This window comes from Ideonella alba (assembly GCF_018069875.1).
GTDB classification, from domain to species: Bacteria; Pseudomonadota; Gammaproteobacteria; order Burkholderiales; family Burkholderiaceae_C; genus Ideonella; species Ideonella alba.
This window is the reverse complement of record NZ_JAGQDF010000009.1, coordinates 1-15,758: the sequence shown is the minus strand read 5'-3', so window position 1 is coordinate 15,758 and position 15,758 is coordinate 1. Positions and strand designations below refer to the sequence as shown.

The 15,758-nt window shown below is 67.7% G+C and carries 10 protein-coding genes; 4 read left to right on the top strand and 6 right to left on the bottom strand.

All coding sequences use genetic code 11. From position 1 onward, the window contains the following. Positions 1-9 precede the first annotated feature (9 nt). The 4 genes from KAK07_RS15545 to KAK07_RS15530 all read right to left on the bottom strand — a co-directional run bounded on the left by KAK07_RS15545 (position 10) and on the right by KAK07_RS15530 (position 7,243). Positions 10-1,365, bottom strand: coding sequence for a GH1 family beta-glucosidase (locus KAK07_RS15545; RefSeq protein ID WP_210853575.1), 1,356 nt, complete (start codon positions 1,363-1,365; stop codon positions 10-12). Between the two features lie 153 nt (positions 1,366-1,518). Beyond that, positions 1,519-2,586, bottom strand: a complete 1,068-nt coding sequence (locus KAK07_RS15540) for a LacI family DNA-binding transcriptional regulator (RefSeq protein ID WP_210853573.1) — start codon at positions 2,584-2,586, stop codon at positions 1,519-1,521. A 125-nt stretch (positions 2,587-2,711) separates the two neighbouring features. Further along, positions 2,712-4,895 carry an Ig-like domain-containing protein gene (locus KAK07_RS15535; RefSeq protein WP_210853571.1) on the bottom strand — a complete coding sequence of 728 codons (2,184 nt, stop codon included), beginning with the start codon at positions 4,893-4,895 and terminating at the stop codon, positions 2,712-2,714. A 56-nt stretch (positions 4,896-4,951) separates the two neighbouring features. Next, positions 4,952-7,243 carry a glycosyl hydrolase gene (locus KAK07_RS15530; protein ID WP_210853570.1) on the bottom strand — a complete coding sequence of 764 codons (2,292 nt, stop codon included), beginning with the start codon at positions 7,241-7,243 and terminating at the stop codon, positions 4,952-4,954. Positions 7,244-7,495: 252 nt separating this feature from the next. Here KAK07_RS15530 and KAK07_RS15525 point away from each other — a divergent pair, with 252 nt between their 5' ends. The 4 genes from KAK07_RS15525 to KAK07_RS15510 all read left to right on the top strand — a co-directional run bounded on the left by KAK07_RS15525 (position 7,496) and on the right by KAK07_RS15510 (position 13,844). Further along, positions 7,496-8,872 carry a TonB-dependent receptor gene (locus KAK07_RS15525; protein WP_210853568.1) on the top strand — a complete coding sequence of 459 codons (1,377 nt, stop codon included), beginning with the start codon at positions 7,496-7,498 and terminating at the stop codon, positions 8,870-8,872. An 8-nt stretch (positions 8,873-8,880) separates the two neighbouring features. Further along, complete coding sequence (locus KAK07_RS15520; RefSeq protein WP_210853566.1) at positions 8,881-10,641, top strand: glycosyl hydrolase family 17 protein; 1,761 nt, start codon at positions 8,881-8,883, stop codon at positions 10,639-10,641. A 249-nt stretch (positions 10,642-10,890) separates the two neighbouring features. After that, entirely contained in the window at positions 10,891-12,336 is a 1,446-nt protein-coding gene (locus tag KAK07_RS15515) for an MFS transporter (protein ID WP_210853564.1), read from the top strand. 263 nt (positions 12,337-12,599) lie between these two features. Continuing rightward, positions 12,600-13,844: a tyrosine-type recombinase/integrase gene (locus KAK07_RS15510; RefSeq protein ID WP_210853562.1), complete on the top strand. Its 1,245-nt coding sequence runs from the start codon at positions 12,600-12,602 to the stop codon at positions 13,842-13,844. 210 nt (positions 13,845-14,054) lie between these two features. On the opposite strand, the gene KAK07_RS15505 is transcribed toward KAK07_RS15510, so the two are convergent. Next, the gene (locus tag KAK07_RS15505) at positions 14,055-14,576 is read right to left on the bottom strand and encodes a reverse transcriptase domain-containing protein (RefSeq protein WP_247652910.1); all 522 of its coding nucleotides are present in this window, start codon (positions 14,574-14,576) and stop codon (positions 14,055-14,057) included. 447 nt (positions 14,577-15,023) lie between these two features. Beyond that, positions 15,024-15,758 (bottom strand): IS3 family transposase (locus KAK07_RS15500; RefSeq protein WP_247664400.1); only part of this gene is annotated, 735 nt, incomplete at its 5' end.

Genomic DNA, 15,758 nt, shown 5'->3' with positions numbered 1-15,758 from the left:
CCTCGGGTGTCAGGCGGCCTGAGGCTGCTGACGCTGCGCACGCTGGGACTGCAGGAAGTGGCGGTACCAGTGGTAGCTCTGCTTGGGCGTGCGGGCCAGCGTGGCGTAATCGACGTGGACGATGCCGAAGCGCTTGGCGTAACCCGAGGCCCACTCGAAGTTGTCCATCAGGCTCCAGACCATGTAGCCAGCCATCGGCACGCCGGCGGCCAGGGCCTGGTGGGTGGCGGCGATGTGGCGGGCGATGTAGTCGCGACGTTCGGTGTCCATGACCTGGCCGTCGACCAGTTCGTCACGGAAGGCCGCGCCGTTCTCCATCACGTAGACCGGCGGCAGGTCCCAGTCACGGTGCAGGCGCAGCAGCAGTTCGGTCAGGCCCTCGGGCACGACTTCCCAGCCCATGTCGGTGAGCGGCAGGCCACTGGACTGCGCGCTCCAGCCGCCACTGGCGCTGACCACGCCGCGGGTGTAGTAGTTGATGCCCAGGTAGTCCATCGGCGTGGCGATCGCGGCCAGATCGCCGGGCTCGATGCGCGGCGCGTCGGCCCCCAGGTGCTGCCAGACGTCCTCGGGATAGCGCCCCAGCAGCAGCGGATCCATGTACCAGCGCACCAGGCGGCCATCCTCCAGCCAGGCGGCGGCGCGGTCCTCGGGGCTGTCGGTGGCCGGGCCGATCGGTGACAGGTTCAGCACGATGCCCAGGCGGCTGCGGCAGCCGTCGGCACGCAGCGCCTGCAGCGCCAGGCCATGGCTCAGCAGCAGATGGTGCGCGACCTGCATCGCGGTGCCACGATGGCGGATGCCGGGCGCGAAGATCCCGCTCTCATGGCCCAGCACCGCCATCACCCAGGGCTCGTTGTGGGTGGTGACGGCGGCCAGACGGTCACCCAGCCGGGCATTCACCGCGCGGGCGTAGTCGACGAAGCGGTGCACGGTGTCGCGCACCGCCCAGCCGCCGCCGTCCTGCAGCGCCTGAGGCAGGTCCCAGTGGTTCAGCGTCAGGTAGGGGCGCAGGCCGCGGGCCAGCAGGCCGTCGACCAAGCGGTCGTAGAAGGCCAGGCCGGCCTCGTTGAAGGCACCGCGGCCGTCGGGCTGCACGCGCGGCCAGCTGACTGAAAAACGGTAGGCGTCGACCCCCAGCCGCGCGATCAGGTCCAGGTCCTCGTCCACGCGCTTGATGTGGTCGCAGGCGATGTCGCCGTTCGAGCCGTCGGCAATCGCGCCGGGCTGGCGGCAGAAGCGGTCCCAGATGGACTCGCCCTTGCCAGCTTCATGGGCGGCGCCTTCGATCTGGAAGGCGCTGGTGGCCACGCCCCAGACGAAGTCGGGGGGAAAGGATGGGAGCTCGGTGAGGGTCCGGGACATGGTGGCGGTCAGCGTGGTCGGCCTTCATCAGGCCCGATCGGATTCGAAACTGAAAGCGCTTTCATTTTGCCAGAGATTCTGCGTGGAGGGGGGCCGCAACAGGCTGCAGGAAAACCCCGAACCCCACGGTTCGGCGTGGACCGCGCGAGGGGATCAGCGCTGCAGGCGGCGCACCGACTCGCGCGGCACCAGTTGCAGCGGCGGCAAGGCCACCTGCGCAGGCTCGCCGCGCAAGAGGGCCATCATCGCGCCCGCGGCCTGGAAGCCCATCTCGTAGACGGGCTGGCGCACCGTGGTCAGCGGCGGGATGGCGAAGCGCGCCGGCGCCAGATCGTCGAAGCCCACCAGCGAGACGTCGTCGGGCACCCGCACATGGCGCCGGTACAGGCCCAATGCCGCGCCGATCGCAGTCTGGTCATTGGCGGCGAAGATCGCGGTGAAAGGCCGCTGGGCGTCGAGGAGGCGGTTCACCGCCAGCAGGCCGCCCGCCTCGGTGTAGTCACCCGGGGTCACCAGCGCCGGGTCGAACGGCAGGCCGGCGCGGTCCAGCGCATCGCGGTAGCCGGCCAGCCGTTCGTGGGCATCGGCATGGTCGGGTTCGCCAGCGATGTGGGCGATGCGGCGGTGGCCGCAATCGATCAGGTGCTGCGTGGCCATGGCCGCGCCAGCCCGGTTGTCAAGGGTCAGGCCATGCACGCGCGGGCCTTCCATGGTGCGGCCCACCACCACCAGTGGCAGGTGGCCGGCGCCGGCCTGCAGCGCGCGGCTGGACAGGCGCCCGGCCAGCACGATCAGCCCGTCGACGCGGCGGGCGATCAGCGCCTCCAGCGCCTTGCGCTCCTCGACCTCCTGCCAATGGCCGCTGACAAAGATCGGGATGTAGCCGGCCTCGTCCAGCCGGTCCTCGATGGCATGCAAGGCCTCGCCATAGAAGGGGCTGCTGATCGTCTGCGTCAGCACGCCGATGCTCAGCGTGCGCCCACCGGCCAGGCCCCGAGCCACAGGGTTGGGCCGAAAGCCCAGCGACTGGATCGCGGCGTCCACCGCCTGCTGCTTGGCCTGGCTGACCCGGGCGGTGCCGTTGAGGATGCGCGAGACCGTGCTGGGCGACACACCTGCCGTGTGCGCGACCATCTCCAGGGTCACCACGCCAGCGGCACCGCCATCGGTGGCGGGGGTTGAGGAGCCCCGTGCACGGCGGGGAGAGGGCTTGCTGCTCATCAGGCGCGATCCAGCACGGATGGCCGGGCGCGCCGCCTTCATGGCAGATCGACGCGGCTGGCCGGGGCTGACTGCATTGTGGCAGTCCGCCAAGCGACCCACGCCGACCTTCGGCCCGCGGGCCTCTACTCGATCGTGATGCCGCCCACCAGCACCACGGTGGTCGGGTAGACGCCCGAGCCGTTGGCCACCGACAGGTTGGCGCCGCTGGTGAGTGTGCCGTCGGACAGCGCGATGCCCCCACCCACCCCCTGGAACGACAGCTGCGACACCGGTGACTTGGCCAGCGCGTCGGCCACACTGCTGGCGGCGCCCCCGCAGTCCTGCGACAGCGCGAAGGAGCTCCATGGCAGCGCATAGTCGGTGGCCACGGCGGCGGCGGCGGTGACCACGCGGCGCAACTGCAGCCGGCAATCGGTGTTGGCGCCCGCGGTGAAGCGCTTGCCCAGGTCGGCGACGATCATGACGTTGTGGTTCGGGGCGCTGAACCACTCGGCGTTCACCCCCAGCTTGAACTTCAGCTGGGTCTGCGCGCCCACCTGCACGCCAGGCGTGTCCACGCCATTGACGAAACCACCGGTGAGGCCGGGCGCCTGCACATAGACGCCCATGAACAGGTCGGTGGCCGGCGTGGCGGTCTGGTGGTAGTAGAAGAAGTAGCTCTCGGCGGCCGTCTTGGTGGGCGTGAACTCGCCACCGCTGCCGCAGTTGGCCGGGTCGCCGTTGCAGGTGAAGCCGTCCAGGTTGCTGCCGCTGAAGCCACCGAACTCGCCGCCCTCGACGGTGCGGTTGCCCGACCCGAAGCCGCTGGCAAAGACCAGCGCCGACGTGCTGCCGCCGCTTGGCAGCGGGTAGACGATGTCCTCGATGTAGTAGGTGCGCGCCGCACCCACTGACGCGCCCGGTGTGCCGAAGTCGAAGAACACCGACAGGCGGTCGTAGCTGGCGGCCAGGTCCAGGGCGGCCGTGCCGGCCACCGCGTTGGCGAAGTTGAAGCTCAGGGTCTGCCAGCCCGAGGCGGTGCTCACCGTGGCCTCGGTCTCCACCGACTTCGCAGCGTTTGTCGAGTCCTCCACCTTCATGCGCACCGGGATGCCCGCCACCGGTGACCAGACGCGCGCGGTGATCGTGGTCTTGCCCGCAGCGAAGCCGATGCGCGGGATGGTGCTGCCAGCCGCGATGGAAATGGTCGTGCCGGCCCACAGTTCGGCGGTGGCGCTCTTGACGATGCGTGCCACCTTGTTGGCGGCGTTGGCGGGATCGGCCGCGATGGTGGCGTCCTCGGCGCCGCCGAAGCCGGTCAGCGTGGGCGCGCTGGCTTCGTCCATCGTGATGGTCTGGCTGGCCGCAGCGCCGGCGCAGGTGGCGCTGAAGCGGCTGCCCACGAAGCTCAGGTCGTCGAGGTAGTAGGTGCGTGCGCCGGACGTGGCGCCGGGGGTGCCGAAGTCGAAGAAGATCGACGCCTTGTCGTAGGTGTGGGCGGTGTTCAGCGCCGGCGTGCCCGACACCGGTCTGGCGAAATCGAACACCAGGGTCTGCCAGCCCGCGGCCACCGAAACCATGGCCTCGGTTTCCACCGTTTGCGCGCTGTTGGCCGAGTTCTCCACCTTCAGGCGCACCGGGATGCCGGCCACCGGCGACCACACGCGTGCCGACAGCTGGGTCTTGCCGGCAGCGAACGGCAGCCGGGCGATCGCGTCGCCGGGGCACATCACCAACGTGGTGCCCGCCCACACCTCGGCGGTGGCGCTCTTGACCACCCGGGCCACCTTGTTCGCGGCGTTGGTGGGGTCCGCCACCACGCTGGCATCCTCGGCGCCGCCAAAGCCGACCAGTGTGGGCGCGGTGGCCTCGTCGAAGCTGACCAGCGAGGTGCGCGCCACGGTGTAGAAGGGCTTGCTGGCCGAGGTCTCGACGTTGGCGGTGCCCACGGCGTCCGTGACGCCCGCGGCGACCACGGTAACCTCGACCGTGCCCGTGGTGTCCGGCGCGGGCGTCACCACCAGCGTGGCGCTGGTTCCGGAGAGACGGGTGAAGGCCCCCTTGGTGCCGCCGCTGACCGTGATGTCGTCGGCGGTGAAGCTGGTGCCGACGTCCACATTGAACGTGAAGGTGAAGGTGATGTCGCCGGTGGCCGTCTCGTCGCTGATGTTGTTGCTGATCGTCACCACGGGCGCGGTCGCCGTGACCTCGTTGCCGCCGGTCTGCGGAGCCGCACTGTCGTTGCCGCCACCGCAGGCGGCCAGGGTGAACATCAGCGCGACGGCCGCCGTGGCGGCGAGGGTCTGGCGCGGGCGACGGGTCGTCATGGCGGTGATCCTGGGTGTCGGTGCGGTGAAGGCCATCGGGGGGATGCGCAGGGCGGTCAGGCGCCGTCGGCGCGGGCCAGTCGGCCGGGGGGCACCTCCAGTTGCCGGCCGTCCGAGAAGCGCACACGCAGCGGCTGGCGACCGGCATTGAAGGCCAGGTAGGTGCGCTGCCCATCGGGGCGGCGGAAGACCTGGTAGAGCGTGGTGTCGGCGGTGATGCTGGTGTCGGGCGCGCCCATCGCCACCAGGCTGAGCAGGAAGTGCAGCGTGTGGCTGCGGCTGTCGCCGGCCTCGACGGCGCCCCAGCGGTCCCAGCCGGCCAGCGCGGCCTCGGGATCGGCCAGTGCACCGTACTTGGCGAAGATGTCCTGCCAGATGTCGGGCGGATCGAAGCGCTTGCCGCGCTCGGCCCAGATCTTCTGCTCGTCCTTCAGCGACGCCAGGTTGCGCCGGATGTAGTCGGGGTGGCTGGCGAAGTAGGTGGAAACGGTGGTGATCGGCAGCAGGTTGATGCCGGTGATCTGCCGCGGCTCGTCGATCCACCAGGTGTTGTGCGCGTACTTGCCGCCGAAGACCATGCTGACGTCGGCGTTGCGGTACTCGGGCGCGAAAACAATGCGGTGCAGGTCGAACCAGTAGTGGCGCACCGCCTCGGTCTCGGTGACCAGCATCCATGTGCCCAGGTCACGCAAGGCCGCGTCGCCGGTCACCTCGCCCCACAGGATCAGGCCGGTCCAGGCGTTCAGCGCCTCGCTGGACGACTCCTGGTTGTTGCCCCACTCGCCCAGGCCGATGCCCGAGGCCCAGCTGTGGCCCTCGTAGGGGTCGAAGGTGCGCAGGAAGGGAAAGTCGGCGCGCCCGCGCTCGGTGGTGGCAATGTCCTTGACCAGCAGATCGACCATGTCGCCCCAGCGACCGCGGGCCGCCCAATCGGGGTCACGCAGCCCGATCTCCGCGATCGCGCGGATCCAGTAGCCGTAGTGGAAATGGTGGTCGTTCATCTGCACCACCGCGAAGTACTCCTCGGGGTAGCCCACCACCGTGCCCATGGCCTGGTCCCAATGGAAGAAGCGCCGACGGTCGGTGCCTGAGAACCACTCCTCGACGCGCTTCTTCAGCAGGCCCAGCAGGCGCTCGGCGCCCTCGCGGTCGCCCTGCTGCTCGCAGACATCGAGCATCTTGACCAGGCGCAGCAAGCCCTTGCCCTGCCAGTACGGCCCCTCACCGCCCTGTTGCAGCATGCGGTGGGCGTTGCGCACATCGGCCTTGAGGGCCTCGCGCAGGTCGCCCACGCGCGGGCTGCTGTCGGGCACCGCAGGCCAGTAGGGCACGAAGCCGGTGTAGCGGCTGGTGGTGGTGAAGCGCTTGTCGGCCAGCAGCTTCATCGGGCCGCGCAGCGTGGCGTAGGTCGGGCCAAGGCGGCCCTCGACGCTGGCGTTGCCGTGCCAGTGGTGCGGGTACAGACCTAGCAGCGGCATGGTCTCGCTGCCCTCGAGCGCTTGGGTGGTGGCGGTGAAGACGGTCTCGACCCGGCCGCTGGCGCGGTCAACGCTCCAACTGACCCGGGTGTCGGTGACCGCCGCATAGGCATGTCTGAGCAGCAGGGCCTGGGTGGCGGCACTGTCGTCGGGCAGGGCCGCGGCGACCAGATAGCCCGGGCCGGCCGGCAGGCGGGCGATCCATTCGGTCGGCGCGGCCTGCTCCCACTGCACGCCGGTCGGGCCGTACAGCGCGTAGGGCGTGCCGGCCACCCGCAGCAGCAGCGCCCGTGGGTCGGCCGAGGACAGGCGCTCGGCCGGCGACTTCAGGCGCACCCGCAGGTCGCCGCGGCCGATGCGCAGCCAGACGTAGGGGCTGCCATGGGCCACGGTGGCGTCGAAGCGGTCGGCGCCTCGGCCCATCGCGATATCCACCGCCCAGTCGCTGGCGCCGGCCAGCAGGGCCCGGCCGGGCTCGAAGGCCGTCGGCGCGATCAGCAGCGCGTCGTGGTGGGCGTAGTGGATCTCGACATCGCGGCGCTCGGTCGGCACCACCGCCTTCTTCGGCAGCGACACCTCCAGCCCGGCGGCGGTGGGTTTGGCGGTCAGCGGCAGCGCATGCAGCGCCTCGGGCTTGTCGCTGAAGATCAGCGTCGAGTACCACTGGTTGGTGGGCGCGGCGCGGCGCGCCATCGCCTCGGTGCGGTGCGGGGCGCGCGGCACCGGGGCGTTGCCGCGCGGGCTCAGGCTGACCCGCCCGGCACCGAGCGCCACCGAGTCTGCCTGTGCCCAGGCGGCGGTGTGGACGGTGCCCCAACCGGCGCCCAGCGCGGGCATCAGGGCCAGGAGATCGCGGCGGGTGAGGCTCATGGCGAGGTCTCGAACGCCCGGACTGGGCAGTGGGAGGATTGTGTATGAAAGCGCTTTCAGCACTATCTGTCGTTTTCCCGGATATCGTCGATCCGAGGTTGCGGGAAAACACGGGTGGCCGATCCGTTGACTCGTGAGGGTATCGGGCCTATCGTCTGAAAGCGCTTTCAGCCTCGAGCCCGATTCCGGCCCTGTCGCCGATCTGCCCAGCCTGGCTGCGCCCACCTCTGCACCGTCGTCCCGAGGGCCTCCATGCCGCCACCGAACCGCCTCCTCCCGCTCCTGCAGCGCCTGCCACGCTCGCAGGGGCGCCGACGCGCCCGCCACGCGCTGCTGGCCCTGGGCGCCACGCTGGCCACGGTACCCAGCGTCGCCGTGGAACTGGGACCGTTCAGCCTCACCGGCTTTGCCAAGGCTGAAGCGACCAGTACCACCAATGTCTGCGAGGACTGCCAGCGCGAACTGGGCGAGAACCGGCAGCGCGTCTGGGCCGACGACCTGGCCTTCGGCAAACCGTTTGGCACGCGCGCCGATCACGTCACGCTGTTCCAACCCTACCTGGGCTACAAGCAGCGCGTGGGCGGTGGCTTCGAGGTCTTCGGCCTGCTGAGCCAGCGCTGGCGCGACGGCAAGGTGGACCTGGACGGCTGGCTCTATGAGCGCAACCTGGGCGTGGCCCACGAGGACTGGGGCCGCCTGACGATCGGCGCGATGACCACCCGCGGCTGGAGCGTGCCCGACTACCCCTATGCCTTCAAGGCGATCGGCTCGGACTTCTGGGGCGGCGGCGTGGGCTCCTCCACGGCCTGGAGCGACAGCGGCGCTGCCTATGGCCTGTTGAGCCGCGCCGTGCGCTACATGTCGCGCCCGGTCGAGATGTTCGGCGGCGATGTGCTGCTGGAGGCCACCTACGACTTCGGCAAGTCCGGCTGGACACGCAACCGGCCGTCCTTCCTGGAGCTGTACGCCAAGTACATCGGCCGCGACCTGCTGGTCGATGTGATCGTGCAGTCGGCCAAGAACGGCGAGCCGGTGGCCTGGGGCAAGGCGCCCTTCGGTGGCCTGACGCCCTTCCCGGCCGACGACCCGCTGCTGGGCGGCTCCAGCCAGGGCATGGCCATGCTGATGGTGCGCCACCTGCTGAACCCGCAGCTGGAGCTGTCGGGCGGCGTGCGCTTCAACCGCTGGAGCGGCGCCTATGCGGTGCAGACCACGCCCGGCGCGCTGGGCCGCTGGAACAACATGTTCAACGTCGACTGGGGCGGTGTCGACGCCAACGGCGTGCCCAATCCGGGCTACGCGGCGCGCTCGACCGACGGCATGCTGGGCGTGCGCTACCGCTGGGACGACCAGCTCACGCTGGGTGCCGGCCTGGTCTACCTGGGCCGGGCCAGCACCAAGAACCCCAGTGAGCGCGGCCAGAGCAACACGCTGAGCGTGGCCAGCGCCAGTGTCGGCTACACGGTCAACGAGCACATCAACCTGTACGCCTCGGCCAGCGCCTACCAGTACGGGCGCAAGGGGCTGGCGCCACTGTCGATGCCCGCCAACGACGCCTTCACCCGCATCGATTCGCGCGTCGCCACGCGCGGCAACTCGGTTGCCGTCGGCGTCAACTTCACGTTCTGAGGCCTGTCATGCATCCTCGACTCACCCCTGATCCTCGGCGACTGGCCCGCTGGACGGCTGTGGCCGCGCTCGTCCTGGCGGGCAGTGTGCTCGCACTGGCCGGCTGCGGCGGTGGCAGCAGCGGCGGCTACACCGAGCAGGCCGTCTCGCAGACCAGCGAGCGGCGTGTGCTGCCCAGCAGCCTGATGACGCGCGCCGCGGTCAACTACTCGCCCTACCGCACCGCGGCCAATGCCGACGACCTGGCCAACGAGGTGATCACACCGGCCCATGTGCTGGAAGACCTGCGACTGGTCCAGGCCACCGGCATCGGCACGATCCGCCTGTTCAGCAGCCGCGCCTTCGCCCGCACCGTGCTGGAGGTGATCCGCGACAACGCGCTGGACCTGAAGGTCTACCTGGGCGCCTACCCCAATCCGGTCACCGGTGATGCCGCCGAGGCCGACAACCTGGCCGAGCTGGACGCCTGCATCGCGCTGGCCAAGGACTTCCCCGACACCGTGGTGGCGGTGAGCGTGGGCAACGAGACCATGGTGGAGTGGTCGGCCCACAAGATCGCGGTGGCCGACATGGCCCGCTACCTCAAGCATGTGCGCGACGCGATCACCCAGCCGGTCACCACCGACGACAACTTCCTGTTCTGGGCTTCGGTGCCCAAGGCCATCGCCGAGGTGGTGGACTTTGCCGCGGTGCACGTCTACCCCTTCCTCGACACCTACTACAACCCCACGGCCTACGACTGGCGCCAGAAATCGGTGCCTGAGGCCGAGCGCGCCCAGGCCATGATCGACGCGACGATCACCGAAGCCAGGTCGCAGTTCGAACGCGCTCGCCAGGGCCTGGTCAAGCTCAACCTGGGCAGCCTGCCGATGCTGATCGGCGAAACCGGCTGGGCCGCGGTGGACACCGGCGGCGGCCCCAACCTGGCCTTCCGCGCCCACCCGGTGAACCAGAAGCTCTACCTCGACGCGCTGCAGACCTGGGTGCAGCAGGGTCGGCAGGACGCGCAGGGCCCGAAGGCGATCTTCGTCTTCCAGGCCTTTGATGAGCCCTGGAAGCAGGGGGACGACGGCTGGGGCCTGTTCAATGCGCAACGCCAGGCCCGCTATGCGGTCCAGGCGCTGGGCACCTGCGGCGTGACTTGGGCCTGCGAGGCCGGCAGCTACACCGATGCCGATGCCACGAAGTGGGTACCGCCCACACTGGCGCCGGCCGTGAGCACCGCGCGCTACACGCTGTTCGCCGACACCGCCACCGCCGACGACACCTTTGCCACCGGCCTGCGCTGGGACCCGTTCGCCTTCACCGGCTACCGCGAGTCCGCCACCGGCCCGGCCTCGACCGACGGCGGCGTATCCCTGGAGATCACGCCCAATCCGCTGAACTACGGCTGGGGCCTGTTCCGCTACTCGGGTGCAGGCGTGCTGGAGAACCTGTCCAGCTTTGCCAATGGCCGGCTGAACTTCCAGGTGCGCAGCGATGGCTACCCCGGCAAGATCGAGGTGGGCATCACCACCGACACCGAGGACCGTGACATCCAGGAAGCCTTCCTGCAGGTGGCCCCCGGCGACTACGGCTACTGCAACAACGGCAGCTGGTGCCAGGTCTCGATCCCGGTCAGCGCCTTCCTGGCCGTGAATCCGAAGCTGGACCTGCGCTACGTGAACTTCCGCTTCATCGTCGCCGACCGCTTCAGCTTCACCGGCAAGCCGCTGGACTACACCGGCCTGCCGACGCTGCACATCGACGACCTGCATTGGTCGCGTTGATGACCCCGGGCGCTGCGCTTCAGAGGGTGCTCCGTGCCCGCGACGACGGCCAGGCGCTGCGGCGGTCGCCGCAGGCCGCGCCGCGCGCCGGCTTTCAGCCCGCCGAGGGTCATGGCGACAAGCCGTGCCGCGTGCACATGACCAGCCGCAACGTCGAACTGGCCATTGATGGGCTGATCCACCCGGCCGGGTTCCCCTTGCCTGCGCTGGCCAAATGTGGGCGCGCCCGCGCCCGATAGTCTGTTGCCCATGTCCGCCACCCCACCGCACCGCGTTCCCTTCCGCAACAAGGTCGCCTTCGGCCTGGGCATGCTGGCCAACCAGATGTTCCCCGCTGCGCTGGGCATCTTCATGGTGGTGCTGGTGCAGGACATGGGATTTCCCAGCTGGATGTGGGGCATCCTGTTCTTCGTGCCACGGATCTTCGACTCGGTGATCGATCCGGTGATGGGCTTCATCTCCGACAACACGCGCTCGCGCTGGGGCCGGCGTCATCACTACGTCTTCCTGGGCGCGATCGTGATGGGCATCTCGTTCATCGCGATGTGGCAGCTCTACCGCGACGACAGCATCACCCGCAACTTCATCTACTTCCTGTTCTGGTCGCTGGTGTTCTACGCCGGGTTGACGCTGTTCAGCATTCCCTATGTGGCCATCGGCTACGAGATGAGCGACGACTTCCATGAGCGCACCAGCATCATGGCGGTGGCGCAGTGGATTGGCCAATGGGCCTGGGTGATCGCCCCGTGGTTCTGGGTGGTGATGTACGACCGCAATTGGTTCGACAACGCCGATGCGGCCACCCGCCACCTGGCCTGGTGGGTGGGCGGCATCTGCATGCTGCTGGCGATGGTGCCGGCGCTGTTCATTCCGCTGCGCTCCAGCGTGGACGACACGCACCTGGTACCGCTGACCTGGCGCAACCTTCAAGGCGGCGTGCGCGAGATCCTGAACGGTTTCAAGGAGGCCTTCGGGTCACCGCCGTTTCGCAAGCTGTGTTTCGCCACCTTCCTGATCTTCAACGCCTTCAACACGGTGGCGGCGTTCTCGTTCTTCATCGTCGTCTACCACCTGTTCGGTGGCGACACCGCGGCGGCCGGCATCTGGCCCACGCTGTTCGGCAGCATCGGCGCGCTGATCACCACCTTCGCGGTGATTCCCACCGTGGCCTGGATGTCGCGCAGGATGGGCAAGAAGAACGCCTTCATGCTGTCGCAGGGCATCTCGGTCATCGGCTACGTGCTGCTGTGGTTCCTGATGGTGCCGGGCCGGCCCTCCCTGTTCATCATCGCGCTGCCCTTCTTCTCGTTCGGCATCGGTGGGCTGTTCACGCTGATGATGTCGATGACGGCCGATGTCTGCGACCTGGACGAACTGGCCACCGGCAAGCGCCGAGAGGGCATCTTCGGCGCGATCTACTGGTGGATGGTGAAGTTCGGCTTCGCGATCGCCGGTCTGCTCAGCGGTGCGATCATGAGCCTGGTGGGCTTCACGCCTGGCGCACCGGCACAGGCCGCGGGGGCGGTGGATGGCCTGCGGCTGTTCTACTCGGGCGTGCCGATCCTGGGCACGCTGCTGGCCCTGTGGGTGATGCGCGACTACGACCTGGACGAGCAGCGCGCCGCACAGGTGCAGGCCGAGCTGGCGCGGCGCGGCTCAACCAGGGCCGCGGAACCCGGATCCCCTGCGGCTTGAGCACGACGCCTGACCGGCCACCATCAGCAGGCCCGACAGCGTCGACAATCGGCGCATCGTCACCCAAGACCACCGCCGTGAAACTCGCCACCTGAACTGTGCATGAGGGTCCCGAGCGATTCCAGGATGTCCCAGCTTGTCCTGATTGCCCTATACGTGACAACAACTTAGCGTCACACCTTGTCTCGAGAAGTTCCGACCGATTTCTTGAGATCTCGATCGGCTGGGGGTATGGTTGGGGGTACGGATCGATCGATACCCCCATGCTGACAACCCTTCAGATCAAGTCGGCCAAGCCGTCGGAACGTGCCTACAAGCTGGCCGACACAGGTGGGCTGTTCGTTCTCGTCCAGCCCAACGGCTCGAAGCTCTGGCGCTACAAGTTCAGACTGGACGGCGTCGAAGGTCTGCAGGCGCTTGGCGCGTTCCCCGAGGTCACGCTCGCCGACGCGCGGCACGCCCACGCAGAGTCTCGCAAGCTGGTCGCAAAGGGCGTTCACCCCGTCCAAGCGCAACGCGATGACCGCGAGCGCCGTGCCCAGGCAGAACTGCACCGTGTCAAAGGCAGCTTTGGCGCGGTGTGTGCCGACTGGAATGCCGCGACGGGTGCTGACCTTCGGTCGGCGACGGTCCTTCAGCGCAACAGGGAGATCGAGAAGGACCTGACACCCCGCTTCAAGGATCGGCCGATCTCCAGGATCACGCGCCTCGAACTGACCACTGCGCTGAAAGAGGTTGAGGCGCGGGCGCCCGAGGTCGCACGGAATCTGCGCAACTACCTATGGGGCATCTTCGAGTACGCCATCGATTCCGGGCTGATCGCCGACAACCCAGTGCCGCCGGTTCGCGTGCTCCGCAAGAGAAACCAGGGGAATCACCCTGCCCTGTCGCCCGCCTTGCTCGGTGAGTTCCTGCGCAAGCTGGACGCCATCGACACGATCCACGAGCAGACCCGGATCGCGATGCTGCTGGTCGTGTTGACGGCCTGTCGCAAAGCCGAAGTCATCGGAGGCAAGTGGAGCGAGATTGACCTGAAAGCCGCAGAATGGGAGATCCCCGCCAACCGGATGAAGGCTGGCCGCGCACACTGGGTTCCACTGTCGCGACAGTGCTTGGAACTGCTCAACGAATTGCGCGAACTCGTCCCGGTTGGCAGTGTCTACCTGTTCCCCAATCGACGCGATCCCAATCGGCCGATGGCCGATCGAAGTCTCAACGCCCTCATGGAGCGACTGGGCTTCAGCGGCGACGGTACACCGCACGGCATGCGAGCGACCTTCAGCACGAATTTCAATGCGGCCGGCGCGAACGTCGACGTTATTGAACACTGTCTGGCCCATGCCCCTGGCAACCGAGTGCGTGCGGCTTACAACCGACATGCCTATCAGGCTGAGCGGCGCATCATGCTGCAGACATGGGCTGACCGAGTGGACGAACTTCGCGCAAGTCCGCCGGGCACGCAAGTAACTGGTGTGCCGCAGCCAATGATCTGCGAGAGGTCCTGCTGAGGTCACAGCGCGGCGAAGCGTCGATTCGGCCGGGGAGTTCGTCGACCTACGCATCTGGTACAAGCGCGGTAAAGCAGGCGACGTTAGAACTTTGCTCCTACAGACTGGTGCGCGGCAGTCTTAATTATGTCAACTTTGATGGGCGTTTTCGCATGCGAACCGGGCTTCAGGCCGGTTGCTGAGCGCACCCATCGGCGACGCCTATCCCAGTCACCACTCGTTGTACAGAAGAATCCAGTCTTCCTTGATGTGGGTGTGCACCGCCTTCATCAGCAGCGCATGATCGATCTGATCGAAGGCTGCCTTGATATCAAACTCCACCACCCAGTCATATCGCCAACAGCGCTCACGAGTGATCGCCACGGCTTGCCTGGCCGATCTTCCCAGCCGGTACCCGTATTGGTCTGGATTGAAGATCGAATTCAACGCTGGTTCGATGAGAGGCTTGACGACGGTTTGCGCTACACGATCGGAGACCGTAGGCACGCCCAGCTTGCACGTGCCGCCGGATGCCTTGGGAGTCTCAACCTGCTTGACCGGAGGCGGGAAGTACGCTCCCGACGACATCCGGTTCCACAGCTTGTACAGATTCTTGGGCAGGTGCCGCCCGAAGTCGGCGAGGGTTACATCGTCAACACCTGCGGCACCGCAGTTAGCCTTGACCTGCTGGTATGCCTCCCATACCGTGCGCTTCGCTATGCCGTAAGTTTTCGCCGAGGTCACGTCGCTCATCCCCGGAGGTTGGCGATCTTCGTCGGAAGGATGACGCCGCCCCTTCGCTCCGCCCCCATTACAGAGGCCTCATCGCTACTACGGGAGGCTCCGCCCCTCTGCACCAGCATCGGTGTTCTTCCTCGTGGTGTTTGCCACTTGTCATTTCCCTTGGCATCTGGAGAGAGGTTCTCACGTTCCGTACCGAAGCCTGTACTGAGATCATGCCGCCTATACACCGGCTGCCATCGGGTCCGTAGGCAGGTATCGCCCCGACTCGTCCTGAAGCAAATGGTCCACCTCAGTTTTGACAGCGCTTTGGGCATAACGATGCGTCGTCGGACTGTTTGCTTTCGCTCATCTTCTCAGTACGTACCGGACACCCCGGATGGGATGACGTTCGTCCGGTCGCTCTGACCTGCCCCCTACGGCCGTACCAGTGATTCGGTAGGGGTCCTGGGTTGAAGGTTAATGGATTTCCGTGGGAGTCAGGTGCCGAGCAGCGTCGCCTGCATGCCGGCGACGCTGCTCGGCGAAGCGCGCTGGTGGTGTCCGCCCTATGCTGCTATGGGGCCTTACCTCGTTGTAGTCGCGCTGCCAGTTGGCGATCTCGGTTCTTGCCTGGTGCAGGGTCTGAAACCAGTGCTCGTTCAAGCACTCGTCGCGGAACTTGCCGTTGAAGCTCTCGATGTAGCCGTTCTGCATGGGCCAGCCGGGCTCGATCAGGATGTGCCGGATGTGGTGCTCCTGGGTCCAGGCGATGAAGGCGCGGCTGGTGAACTCCGGGCCGTTGTCGGTTCTGACGGCGGCCGGATAGCCCCTGAAGCGCGCTGCTTGATCCAGCAGCCGCGTCACGTACAGGCCGCTGATGCCGTAGTCCACCGCGATTACCACGCACTCGTGGCTGAAGTCATCGGCCACGGTCAGACACTTGATGCGCCGCCCGTTGGTCAGGCTGTCGCTGACGAAGTCCATGCTCCACACCTCGTTGATATGCTGGGCGATGTTCAGCGGCGTGCGCTCCATCGCCGGTCGCTTGACCTTCTTGCGTTCGCGCACCGCCAGGTTGGCCGCGCTGTAGAGCCGGTACACCCGCTTGTGGTTGACGCCCGGGAACTCACCCCGTAGCAGGTCGTGCACGCGCCGGTAGCCAAAGCGCCGCCGGACGTGCGCGATCTCGACGATCTTGTCCTTCAGCGCCTG